Annotated in this window: 10 protein-coding genes and 1 riboswitch; all 10 genes read right to left on the reverse strand. The window is 51.1% G+C overall.

Annotated elements, in window-relative coordinates; genetic code table 11:
• Nucleotides 1-6: 6 nt before the first annotated feature.
• The 10 genes from atzF to OCU43_RS15660 all read right to left on the reverse strand — a co-directional run bounded on the left by atzF (nucleotide 7) and on the right by OCU43_RS15660 (nucleotide 11,825).
• Nucleotides 7-1,827 (reverse strand): allophanate hydrolase, encoded by a 1,821-nt coding sequence (gene atzF / locus OCU43_RS15615; protein ID WP_245756651.1) that lies wholly within the window; start codon nucleotides 1,825-1,827, stop codon nucleotides 7-9.
• Nucleotides 1,827-5,459, reverse strand: coding sequence for an urea carboxylase (gene uca, locus OCU43_RS15620; RefSeq protein ID WP_091362196.1), 3,633 nt, complete (start codon nucleotides 5,457-5,459; stop codon nucleotides 1,827-1,829). The genes atzF and uca overlap by 1 nt, the downstream gene beginning before the upstream one ends.
• 103 nt (nucleotides 5,460-5,562) lie before the next feature.
• Nucleotides 5,563-6,201 carry an urea amidolyase associated protein UAAP2 gene (locus OCU43_RS15625; protein WP_091362197.1) on the reverse strand — a complete coding sequence of 213 codons (639 nt, stop codon included), beginning with the start codon at nucleotides 6,199-6,201 and terminating at the stop codon, nucleotides 5,563-5,565.
• Nucleotides 6,202-6,211: 10 nt separating this feature from the next.
• The gene (locus OCU43_RS15630) at nucleotides 6,212-6,943 is read right to left on the reverse strand and encodes an urea amidolyase associated protein UAAP1 (protein WP_091362198.1); all 732 of its coding nucleotides are present in this window, start codon (nucleotides 6,941-6,943) and stop codon (nucleotides 6,212-6,214) included.
• Nucleotides 6,944-6,952: 9 nt separating this feature from the next.
• A complete protein-coding gene (locus OCU43_RS15635; RefSeq protein ID WP_091362199.1) occupies nucleotides 6,953-7,756 on the reverse strand; it encodes an ABC transporter ATP-binding protein in 804 nt (267 codons plus the stop codon).
• On the reverse strand, nucleotides 7,749-8,579 hold the full coding sequence (locus OCU43_RS15640; protein ID WP_091362200.1) for an ABC transporter permease: 831 nt from the start codon (nucleotides 8,577-8,579) through the stop codon (nucleotides 7,749-7,751). Before OCU43_RS15640 ends, OCU43_RS15635 begins: the two co-directional genes overlap by 8 nt.
• A gap of 75 nt (nucleotides 8,580-8,654) precedes the next feature.
• Nucleotides 8,655-9,737, reverse strand: coding sequence for a putative urea ABC transporter substrate-binding protein (locus OCU43_RS15645; RefSeq protein ID WP_376787857.1), 1,083 nt, complete (start codon nucleotides 9,735-9,737; stop codon nucleotides 8,655-8,657).
• Between the two features lie 65 nt (nucleotides 9,738-9,802).
• Nucleotides 9,803-9,902, reverse strand: a riboswitch (guanidine-I (ykkC/yxkD leader).
• A gap of 444 nt (nucleotides 9,903-10,346) precedes the next feature.
• Nucleotides 10,347-10,556, reverse strand: coding sequence for a hypothetical protein (locus OCU43_RS15650; RefSeq protein WP_091362201.1), 210 nt, complete (start codon nucleotides 10,554-10,556; stop codon nucleotides 10,347-10,349).
• Nucleotides 10,557-10,744: 188 nt separating this feature from the next.
• Complete coding sequence (locus tag OCU43_RS15655) at nucleotides 10,745-10,921, reverse strand: PFL_1563 family small protein (protein ID WP_091362223.1); 177 nt, start codon at nucleotides 10,919-10,921, stop codon at nucleotides 10,745-10,747.
• 112 nt (nucleotides 10,922-11,033) lie between these two features.
• On the reverse strand, nucleotides 11,034-11,825 hold the full coding sequence (locus tag OCU43_RS15660; protein ID WP_091362202.1) for an EAL domain-containing protein: 792 nt from the start codon (nucleotides 11,823-11,825) through the stop codon (nucleotides 11,034-11,036).
• Between the last annotated feature and the right edge of the window lie 90 nt (nucleotides 11,826-11,915).

An 11,915-nucleotide genomic window follows, 5' to 3' on the forward strand; every position in this document is an offset into this window, starting at 1 on the left:
CTGAAATTATTTTGCAGCCATATAGTTTCTCCAGCCACTGAAGTGACTGATATCTTCAGCATCAGCGATGGCATAACCTTCACAGATAAAGCTGGTTACCCAGTTGCCATCAGCAAGCTCCACCTTTCCCAGCCCCAACGGCTGTGGAATACCCGCCAGAAAGCTGCCCAAATGTTCACCCGGTATCTTCCAGACTTCCACCTCGATCGAGGTGCCTCCATCCTCAGTACGGATCAGGCCGGGCCGGAACGGAGGCCCTCCGGCCAGCGCGTAGAACTTATACTTTTCGGCAGTCTGGGTAACTCTGACCAGCTCAGCGCCCCTTTCCAGTAACTGAAAGTTCAACGGCAGGCCTTCCAGATGAGCACCACATACCGCTATCTCAATGTTACCTGTGTCCATCGATGCCTTTGCCACAGGCTCTCTGGCTGCCAATGCGGGCAACGGCGTTTTGGTTGCACCCAATGGCATCCCCATCAACTGTTGCCACTCGCCACCAAAACTTAACAGTTTCCGGTCGGACCATGCCGGGCCGACAAAGGTGATGCCAAAAGGCAGACCACTGTCCAGAATACCGGCGGGTACAGCGATACCTGCGTAATCCAGCAGGTTCATGAAGTTGGTATAGTGGCCGATGTTCGAGTTCAGACGAATCGGATCATTCAGCAGCTCCTCAATGGTATAGATGGTACCGGCTGTAGGAATGACCATCACATCCAGGTCTTCCATAATACGGTCACACTCAACCTTGTAGGCCTGCAACTGATAGATCGCTTTAAACGCATCGGCTGCTGTTTTTCCCTCTGCCCCTTTGAGTATGGTCTCGATAACCGGATGACAACGGCTGGAATCCTCTTCGAAAAATGTATCAATCGCCGCATAACGCTCAGCAACCCAGGGCCCCTCATAGAGCAGCAATGCCGCTTCAGCAAAGGGCTGAAAGTCGATCTCGATCAGTTCAACCTGCTGCGCCTTCAACATCTCCAGCGACGCCATGAACAGTTTCTTCGCGCTTTCATTACCAAAAAATGCCAGTTGATCCTCCCGTGGAACACCGATTCTGGCACCCTTGAGAACATTGTCAGGCTGATAGGCGGATGCCGAATTCTGAGGCAGATTCTCTCTGGCATAGCAATCCTCAGCATCATACTGACCCGCCGTCTCCAGTAGCAGGTTCAGATCATCAGTGGTATGCGCAAACAGAGTGATACAATCCAGTGTCCGGCAAGCGGGCACCAGGCCGCTACAACTCACCATCCCCTTACTGGCTTTCAAACCAAGAATATTATTAAACGCAGCCGGTACCCGGCCAGAACCCGCAGTATCCGTACCGAGAGAGAAACAGACCTGGCCTGAGGCAACCGTCACAGCACTGCCAGAACTGGAGCCACCGGAAATATACTCAGGGTTAAAGCTGTTTTTTACCGGCCCCCATGGGCTTCGCGTACCGACCAGACCGGTCGCAAACTGATCCAGATTGGTTTTTCCCAGAGGCACCGCCCCCGCCTCGATCAGTTTCTGAACCACAAAAGCGTTCTGATCAGGCTGGTAAGCAAACTCTTTACAGGCGGCGGTTGTGGGCAAACCAGCAACATCAATATTATCTTTCACAGCAAACGGCACACCGTAGAGAGGCAGGTCTGCGGGTGAGTGGCCCTCTAAATAGCTCAGATAATCAGCTAACTGATCATCGCTGATACACTCTATCCAGCAATTTGACTGGTCTGCCCGGGCCCGGGCCAGACGGCTGGATAACTCTTCAGCCGGAGACAACTCGCCACATTGATAGGCGGCCAGAAGCCCAGTTACAGTAACATTAGGCATCATTATTCAGATTCCTCCAGTGTTGAATTTTGACCATCATTGATAAGGGTGTTGATCACCATCAGACGCTGACCCGCATGAACCTGAGAGCCAGATGCCTGACATACAGAGGTGATCACGCCGGCTTCCGGCGCAGTGACCTCAAGCTCCATCTTCATCGCCTCAAGAACCATCACCACCTCACCGGCGGCAACTTTCTGTCCGGGTTCGACGATCACTTGCCAGATATTGCCGGCCACATGGCTCTCGATCGCAACTTCATGTTCCGCCAGCCGTTCATCACTGTCCTGAGCTTCCAGCATCGTATCCGCAGCGAAATTGGCATCCCCTGATTCCACCCAGCGCTGACGCTCCGCTTCAAACGCGGTTTGCTGACGAATTTTGGCTTGCTGAATCTCGGTCTGATGCTCATCCAGCAAATGCTGGTATTCACCCAGCGAGAATTCGGTTTCCTCGATACGCACCGGGTATTGCCCTCGCGGATGCTGTTGACGAATCTCCAGCAACTCTTCTGCACTCACTTCGTAAAAGCAGATCTGATCAAAGAAGCGCAGCAACCAGGGTTTCTCAAAAGCGTCAGTCTGACGATAACGGTTCCACATCTGCAACGTCCGACCGATAAACTGGTATCCCCCCGGCCCTTCCATACCATAGATACACATGTAGGCACCGCCGATACCGACCGCATTTTCCGGTGTCCATGTACGGGCAGGGTTATATTTTGTCGTCACCAGACGGTGGCGGGGATCCATCGGTGTAGCCACCGGCGCCCCCAGATAAACATCGCCCAGCCCCATCACCAGATAGCGGGCATCAAAGACAATTTTCTTGACCTCTTCGACAGACTCTAAACCGTTAATACGACGGATAAATTCGATGTTGTCCGGACACCAGGGCGCATTCTTACGTACCACTTCGTCATACTTTCTGATCGCCAGACGGGTCGCTTCGTCATCCCAGGAGAGCGGCAGATGAACCACCCGGGCGGGCACGGTGAGTGCATCGATATCACCCAGATCCGCTTCTGCGTGTTCTAACAGTTCAAGCAGCTGATCTAGCGGTAATCTGAGGTTGTCATAATGCACCTGAAGAGAACGGATGCCCGGCGTCAACTCTTTAACACCGGGAATGTCCATCGCCTGTAGTTTAAGCATCAGCGCATGAACCCGGAAACGCAGGCGAATATCCAGCAGCTGTGGCCCATACTCTACCAGCAGGAAGTCTTCACCACTGGGGCAGTAGACCACTTTCTCGCCATAGCGCTCAGCTGGCAGCTGCTTAATAACCGGTGTTGTCAGTTCGCTGCTCGCCAGCGGCGTTTCAGAGATTGAAAGCTGATCGATCTGCTCTAACAGCTGACGCTCCGCCAGGGTAGCATCGGCAATAGAGACCGGTTCAAAGGAGACCCGGTCGCCCGCTTTCAGCTGGCCCATTTTCCACAGATCCGCCTTGATAATGGTCGCAGGACAGACAAAGCCCCCCAGGCTCGGGCCATCCGGACCTAAAATAACCGGCATATCCCCGGTAAAATCGATAGTGCCGACAGCATAAGCATTATCATGAATATTAGAGGGGTGCAGACCCGCTTCGCCACCATCCTCCCGAGCCCACTCAGGCTTAGGACCGATTAAACGAACACCGGTACGGCTGGAATTAAAGTGCACCTGCCACTCAGCGGCAAAAAACTGCTTAATATCATCGTCGGTAAAGAAATCAGGTGCACCATGAGGGCCATAAATAACCCGGATATTCCACTTTTCGACCAGCTGTGGCGGTTGCCTGATCGTCTCGCCCGCACAGGCGGTCAACGCAAAGTCGGTATCCAGATGCAGCACATCCCCCGGACGCAGCGCCCGACCACCATGACCACCAAACTGCCCCAGGGTAAAGGTAGAGCGACTTCCCAGATACTCAGGACACTGAATACCACCGGCAACAGAGAGATAGCTCCGGGCACCCGGCCCGGTTATTTTGCCCAGCTTCAGGGTCTGACCAGCGTTAACCCCGACGACTGACCACATCGCCACGGGCTCACCATCCAGGGTCGCCTCCAGCGCCGCACCGCTAAGCACGATCTGGCTGGCCTGATTAAACCGCAGTGTCGGACCACTGATGATCATCTCTAATCCGGCGGCATCGGCAGGGTTATGCAGCAGCTGATTAGCCAGACGGAAGCTCACGGAGTCCATCGGGCCTGAGGGCGGCACACCGATATCCCAGAACCCTTCACGACCAGGATAATCCTGAATCGTCGTCTGAGTGCCAGCACTGATAACATCAAAAGTAGAGGGCCGATAGACAAAATCATTCAATGAGCGGGTCAGTACCTCAGCGTTTTGCACCACATCACTGTGCAGCAGTTGTTGCAGATAACTGAGGTTATGCTCAATCCCATACACAGAGGACTCGGCTAACGCCTGTGAAAGACCGGCCAGAGCAGCGTCCCGTGTCTCCCCGTAGAAGATCACTTTAGCCAGCATAGGATCAAAGAAAGGCGATACCTCAACACCGGCTTCAATCCAGTGCTCAACTCTCAAACCTTCCATCTCTGGCCATTCAACAGCCGTCAGTAAACCGGCACAGGGCTGAAACTCCTTATTAGCATCTTCGGCATAAACCCGCACCTGAATCGCATGCCCCGCAGGCACGAGCGTTGTTTCAAGTTCAGTCAGCGACAGTTCACCCGCCCCCTGTCTGACCATCCACTCCACCAGATCAACACCGAAGACCTCCTCGGTAACACCATGTTCAACTTGAAGACGGGTATTGACCTCAAGAAAATAGAACTGCTCATCGGTCTGATCCAGAACAAACTCAACCGTACCGGCATTGCGGTAATTCACCTGCTCTGCCAGACGGATCGCGGTGCGTTGCAGCGCCGCACGGGTCTCATCACTGAGATTAGGTGCCGGGGTTTCCTCAATTACTTTCTGGTTACGACGCTGAGCGGAACAGTCCCGCTCCCCCAGTGCAACCACCTTGCCCGCACCATCACCAAAGATCTGCACCTCAATATGACGGGCCTGCTCGATAAACTTCTCAAGAAAGATGCCGCTGTTGCTGAAATTATTTTCACTGAGACGACGGACGGAATCATAAGCTTCTGTGAGTTCAGCTTCCGTGTTGCAGCGCTGCATACCGATACCGCCGCCACCGGCTGTACTCTTCAGCATCAGCGGATAGCCTATCCGGGTAGCTTCGGAGAGGGTTTCTTCCAGGCTTTGTAGCAAGCCGGTACCCGGTAACAGCGGCACCTGCCCCTGCTCTGCCAGCTCACGGGCTGAATGTTTCAGACCAAAATCGTTCATCTGCTGCGGAGTCGGCCCTAAAAAGACTACCCCCTGCGCTTCACAACGCCCGACAAAACCGGGGTTCTCACTCAGAAAGCCATAGCCGGGATGAATCGCTTCAGCACCTGACGCTTTGGCTATGGCTAAAATTTTATCCTGATCAAGATAGGTTTGAGTGGCTGCCCCTTCCCCAAGGGAGTAGGCTTCATCCGCCTGCAGAACATGCAGGCTGTCAGTGTCCGCTTCGCTGTACACAGCAACACTGGTCACGCCCATTTTTCGTAGTGTGCGAATGATACGGCAGGCAATAGCACCACGATTGGCAATAAGAACTTTAGCAAACATCTGTTAATCACCTGAATTCCGGGCCGTCCCGGTGATTCTCAGGGCTTGATTGGGGTCGTCCCCAGCCCTTTTATACTGCGCAGATAACATCTGCGTTGTGACACTAATCCCAGATAAGGACTTCAACCGGCGTCGGGTTATAGGCATTACAGGGGTTATTCAGCTGCGGGCAGTTGGAGATCAGTACAATCACATCCATCGCCGCTTTCAGCTCGACATACTTACCCGGTGCGCTGATCCCATCTTCAAAGGTCAGTCCGCCGTCACTGGTGACAGGCACGTTCATAAAGAAGTTGATGTTGTGGGTAATATCCCGTTTGCTCATGCCAAACTCTTCATTCTCTGCAACCGCTAATAACCAGCTGTCACGGCAGGCATGCATACATTTCTTCTCTAAGGCATAGCGCACAGTATTACTTTCGGTGGCACAGGCCCCTCCTAGAGTGTCATGGCGACCACAGGTGTCAGCAACGATCTCCAGCAGCAGATTGCCTTCGTTGGATAGCAACCGGCTGCCCGCTGTCAGGTAGACATTGCCCTGCTCACGGATCGTATCAATGGCGCTGTAGCGCTCAGCAGGATCGGCGGCGTTATAAAACAGCGTATCAGCCGCCTGATTGCCTTCGAGATCAAGAATCCGGACCGTTTGTCCCGCCTTGACGACTTTCATGTAGTAATCACCCGCGTCGACAATATCCCGCTGGCATGCCTGATCGGCGAGTAATGAACTTTCCTGAATCATACCAATCTCCTTAATGTCCACAGCAGCTGGACACGGCCAGATAGCGCTGATTGTTTTCAAATCCCCGGCCATTTTCTGAACAATGGGTCAGGCAGCTGTCATCCGCGGTCAGCGGTTCTGATTTGAACAGCTGAAGCGCTACCGGCTTATGTGGATATTCAGCCGCAGGATTCATTGGATGTGGACAGGTGGTCATCACCACCAGCGTGTCGATCTCAAAACGCAGCGCAATTGAATCACCCGCTTTGCTGTGATCCTGCGCAAAGTTCATATTCCCCTGGTCATCGGTATAAACCTTACTGAAAAGGTTGAGGTTGGCTGCCAGATCCCGTTTACCCAAACCATACTTGGCCACTTCGACTAACAGACTGTCATAGCCATTTTGCAGCCAGTTGTTACGGTCCTTCTGATAATCCCGGTGGCCCCATTTATCGGCAACCTTCTGTTTATTCGCCACGCCACCGACGGTATCGATCCACTGAGTATCATCCCGGACGATGGAACAGAAGATACGCCCCATATCTGAGTAGAGACAGTTTCCCTCGGTCAACCTGAAAGTATGCTGACACTTCAGGGTATCGGGCGCGTTATAGCGCTCCAGCAGGTTTTGTGGGTTATAAAACAGCAAACTGACATTGGCCCCGCCTTCGGGATCAGTAAACTGCAGGGTATTACCTGCCGGTATCATCATCGACCAATGGCTGGCACCGGGTATTAAATCGTTAAATATTGGCTGATTCATAAATTCTCCTTACGCAACGTCCAGTTCAGTCGCTTTTAATCGTTCCAGCTCTTCCTCACCGGATTTCCCGGTGCTGAGTGGAATATCAAAGGTGATGTGAGCGCCGAAACGCTCCGGGGCATGGCTGTCCTGCCGGGTTTTATCGAACACCCATAACCGGCTGCCCAGTAGAAAACCTTCGCTAAGATCATGGGTGATCATAAAGACAGTCAGCTTCTGTTCCTGCCACAGCTGGCCAATCAGTTGGTGCATATCTTTACGGATACCGGGATCGAGTGCGCCAAACGGCTCATCCAACAACAGAATCCGGGGCTTTTTAATCAGTGCCTGCGCAATCGCCAGACGCTGCTGCATCCCCCCGGATAGTTCACTGGGATACTTATTAGCTGCTTGACTCAGGCCCACCTGTTCGAGAATAGCCATCGCGTTTTCTCTGGCATCCTCTTTAGCCCGGCCAATCAGACGGCCCATCGCCACACTGCTCATTGACGTCTTGCTGAACTCCTCCCCCAGCATCACATTCTCCAATGCGGTCATATGAGGAAAGACTGAGTACTTCTGGAAGACGATACCCCGCTCAGTGCTGGGTTCAGGATCCAGCGGCGCTTCATCCAGCAGGATACTGCCCCGGCTGGGCTGCTCAGTGCCCAGCATCAGATTAAGAAAGGTGGTTTTACCACAACCGGAAGCGCCGACGATGCTGACAAACTCGCCCTCATAGACGTCCAGATTGATCCGTTCCAGCACGACGTTATCGCCATATTCCTTCCAGAGATTTTTAATCTGAATAATAGGTTTTTCAGACTTAGTCATGACCGCCTCCTTGTGTTCCGTGATACCAGGGGAATAACAAAATTGAGACACGCTTGAGGGACCAGTCCATGGCAAACGCAAGTGTCGTGATCCACAGGACATAAGGCAGAATCACATCCATCGCCATATAGCGTCGAACCAGGAAGATGCGGTAGCCCAGACCATCGGTTGCCGCGATCGCTTCCGCCGCAATCAGGAATAACCAGGCACTACCCAGGGTCAGGCGTACAGCTTCAATCAGACGGGGCATAATTTGTGGTAACACCACCCTGACGATAATCTGCCAGCTGCTGCCCCCGAGGGTCTGAGCTTTAATCAGCTGTTCAGGAGGAAGATCGTCGGTGCGCAGCTGGATATCACGAATAATGATCGGACAAATTCCGATAACGATCAGCACCACTTTGGATAACTCACCCAAACCAAAAATAATGAACAGAATCGGCAGTATTGCCATCGGTGGAATCAGTGAGATCGCCGTCACTAACGGTGACAACGGAGAGCGCATATAGGGCACCATGCCATTACCAACACCGATAACCAGTCCGATAAAAGCACTTAATCCAACCCCCATCATCAGACGTTGCAGGCTGGAGAGCGTATCATTCAGCAGCAGATATTCGCCGGTACGTTTACTGGGCTCAAAGCCCATACGTACAACGGCATCGGCAAAGCTCTGAAAAGAGGGCAGAAGTTTATCAGCTGAGTTTTCCGCCAACCGGGCATCTGAAGCGACTATATAGACCAGCAACAGAATAACGAAAGGCAGGAAACCCAGCGCCAGCCGGCCATATCGGCTGGGCTGACGGTTAATAATACGAGTCATAGATACTCCGTTTAATCTGAATGAAACAGCAGATGTGCAAGGGAAGTTGCGCACAACTCCCCTGTTGTCTCAGGATTAAAGAGCACCTTCCGCAGCCATCTCCATATAGGCAGGATTAAAGCGCAGTTTTACGTTTGAGGTATTACCGTAGACACCTGAAGGGGTCTCGATACCGATAAAGGTTGCATCCGGTGCACCCTCACCCAGCAGACCATGGTCGAAAGAGAACTCGGATACTTTCTGCATAGTGGCCATCAGATCAGCACTGTGGGTAAATGCAACGGCTTCAGCCGCGGTATAAAACATTTTGGTAGACGCCAGCTGAGCGTCATAACCGGCCAGATCAGTACCCGATGCTTCCGCCATAAAGGTTTTAGCTTCAGTGGCAGCGGCATCTGTACCCGACATAGTTGCCATAATTTCATACCAGGCGCCGGTCAGGGCTTTGCCCAGCTTGGGGTTAGCCTCCAGCGTTTCTGTATTAACCACCAACAGGTCGATGATTTCACCGGGAATCATTGAGGAGTCAAATACCTCGCTGGTATTTGGCTGTGCAGTAATCTCACTTAGCAGAGGGTTCCAGGTTGTCACCGCCGTCACCGTATCAGAACTGAACGCAGCAACCAGATCGGCATCAGAGGTATTAACCACCTTAACATCCTTCTCTGACATGCCTACCGATTCCAGCCCCCGGGCCAACAGGTAATGAGAGACACTCAGCTCAACCAGATTAACCTGCTGTCCTGCGATATCTTTAAGCGTTTTGTCCCCTTTCAGCACGACACCGTCATTGCCGTTAGAGAAGTCACCAACAATCAGTGCTGTTGAATCCACGCCGCTCGCCGCGGGAATCGTCAACGCATCCATATTAGTCATGACGGTGGCATCAAACTGTCCGGCGGTGTACTGATTAATTGACTCGACATAGTCATTCACCTGAACAATGTCGATATTAATGCCATATTTATCAGCCCATTTATCAACGATGCCTGAAGCTGCAGCGTAGTCCCATGGCATCCAGCCAACGTAGATTGTCCAAGCGAGTTTAAAATCTGTTTTTTCTGCAGCGAACGCTGCGGGCGAGGTGGTAATCAGGAGGGCGATCATTGAAACAGTTAGTGTTAACGTGCGCATGATCGAGCGGATAGAATGCATCATAACTTCACCTTTACTATTAGTTCACGAAATAAAGCACAAGAGACATAACCAGTTACTGGTATCTGTTCTCCCGGGCTTTTGTCCCTCCGTGTAACCTCAGGTGAGGTCGGCGGCTCTCGGACCAGTCGCTACGTATTAATAGCCGGAACCCTAGCTGCCTGTTTTCTCAATTGTGTTTGGCGATATTAAATCACCGGTAACGTCCCTCGTGCGTTTATTAATTGAAAGCACTATTTAAGCCAATTAACTAAAGCACTTAACAAACAATCACTTAATAACATTCTTCAGAGTTTCTAATAAAAAAAGGCATCACAAAAATGCACCACTAATAAGCAATAGCTTTATACAACGCGCTAAAGATGAGCACTTCAGAGACATTAATCAGGTGAATTGATCGTTAAAAGAGCTTCTATTCAAAACATAAGACGAACCGTTTTTGTTGAATCATCCTAATCGTTTTCAGAGTCCAGGAATACCAATCGGACCTGGCAGGTCAGGGATCGGGGAACAGGCCGTTAACAAAGAGATCACTGTAAGTAGTAACAGATATTTCAGACGGTACATAAATAAGAACCTTAAAGAGTCTAAAAACAAGCTGCGTTGATTAAATCACGCCATTGTCCGGTATTGTAAAATCAGGGCGATAATATCGTGATCACTACAAACCGCTTCCATTGCATCGTTGAGGGTGCGTCGCTGAGGAAGCGAGATATTAAACTTATTGCGCAAAACTTCGCTGACCTGTTCATCGGAATCAGGGTCAAACGCCTTACCGGCAAAATTACATATTCGTTGTAGAGTAAACGCTCGGGTCGCCATGAATACAATATCCAATCGTGTGGGTGGAATGAATCTATCGGGTAAAAATACTCGCGTTACACCAGCAGACTACAGCCAGAGAGGAAAGGCCATAGAATGATGAATTCAACGGGTGTTTATATTAGCAGACTATAAAAGATGACAGCGCTCTGAAGTTCGAGCGCGGTTTAGTTTATCGGCTGACGATATTACTTGTTCTGGGGCTTGCCTAATACAATATGACGCGGGCCGCCATTATTCTCCCGGCCGGAAACGCCTTTCTCTATCTGCTGGATCTCACCACCGGCCTTAAGGAAGGCAGCCGTCTGTTCTGCGATTGAATCGTGTGTCTGACTTGCTGCTGCTTTTTTAGATTTAACTGCCATAAAAAGAACTCCGTTTGAGTGGTGGCGGAGCATTATATCATTTTTCATGGCTTTCCGGTGGGATATTTCCCCCCCACCAAGGCCCACGCTAAAAAATGAATTTTGGCAGGGCTTAGCGTTTATTATCTGATGAAGTTAACAGCGCATCAAAATCAACCAGCGGTAAACTTTCAAAACCAGGTCTGGCAAGCAGGTACCCCTGCATCAGTTCAACACCCGCGTCACGTAACCAGATAAATTCTTCGATGGTTTCAATCCCCTCAGCCAGTGGAGTGATCCCCAGATCGCGGAACATATTAAGGCAATTAATCACAATCGACTGACGCACATTATCCTTATGAATATTCCGAATCAGGGCCATATCCAGTTTAATAATATCGGTCTGAAAGTCGGCCAACAGGTTCAGACCGGAATGGCCGGAACCGAAATCATCAGTGGCGGTCTTGAAGCCCAGCGATTGATAATACTCAACGATGCGCTTGATATGGTTACTATCTTCGATCTTTTCCACCTCGGTGAACTCGAACATAATTTTCTCAGTAGGGAAATTATATGTCCGGGCAGCCTCAAGGGTCGTGCGTATACAGAGCTCGGGCCGGTAGATAGCATTAGGCAGAAAATTGATACTCAGCATCGACCTGATGTCGAGCTCAGCGGCCAGGGCGATCGCCTTCACCCGACACAACTGATCAAAAGTGTACCGATTTTCATCATTGACCTGTGAAATAACCGAATAAGCAGACTCATTATTCAGGCCACGCACCAGAGCTTCATAGCCAAAAATAGTCTGCTGCGAACAGTTCACTATCGGCTGAAACGCCATGGTAAAATCGAATTCGAGGCCCACGTCATCAGCACAGTTGCTGCAGACCAACTTCTTACACTCTGTTGGGATATCATCCATAGCGATTCCCCCTCTTCATCATACCCAGCACTTATCGTGTCTCTGTCATGATCTGATTAAATGCCTGCATCAGAGCACTGTCATCAGAGC

Origin of the sequence: Amphritea atlantica, assembly GCF_024347255.1 — a bacterium.
In the GTDB taxonomy this organism is placed as follows: domain Bacteria; phylum Pseudomonadota; class Gammaproteobacteria; order Pseudomonadales; family Balneatricaceae; genus Amphritea; species Amphritea atlantica.

Bases quoted from the DNA above. Each gene is read 5' to 3' on its own strand.
- atzF (WP_245756651.1), bottom strand. From the start codon at position 1,827: ATGATGCCTAATGTTACTGTAACTGGGCTTCTGGCCGCCTATCAATGT.
- OCU43_RS15630 (WP_091362198.1), bottom strand. From the start codon at position 6,943: ATGAATCAGCCAATATTTAACGATTTAATACCCGGTGCCAGCCATTGG.
- uca (WP_091362196.1), bottom strand. From the start codon at position 5,459: ATGTTTGCTAAAGTTCTTATTGCCAATCGTGGTGCTATTGCCTGCCGT.
- OCU43_RS15655 (WP_091362223.1), bottom strand. From the start codon at position 10,921: ATGGCAGTTAAATCTAAAAAAGCAGCAGCAAGTCAGACACACGATTCA.
- OCU43_RS15625 (WP_091362197.1), bottom strand. From the start codon at position 6,201: ATGATTCAGGAAAGTTCATTACTCGCCGATCAGGCATGCCAGCGGGAT.
- OCU43_RS15660 (WP_091362202.1), bottom strand. From the start codon at position 11,825: ATGGATGATATCCCAACAGAGTGTAAGAAGTTGGTCTGCAGCAACTGT.
- OCU43_RS15645 (WP_376787857.1), bottom strand. From the start codon at position 9,737: ATGATGCATTCTATCCGCTCGATCATGCGCACGTTAACACTAACTGTT.
- OCU43_RS15650 (WP_091362201.1), bottom strand. From the start codon at position 10,556: ATGGCGACCCGAGCGTTTACTCTACAACGAATATGTAATTTTGCCGGT.
- OCU43_RS15635 (WP_091362199.1), bottom strand. From the start codon at position 7,756: ATGACTAAGTCTGAAAAACCTATTATTCAGATTAAAAATCTCTGGAAG.
- OCU43_RS15640 (WP_091362200.1), bottom strand. From the start codon at position 8,579: ATGACTCGTATTATTAACCGTCAGCCCAGCCGATATGGCCGGCTGGCG.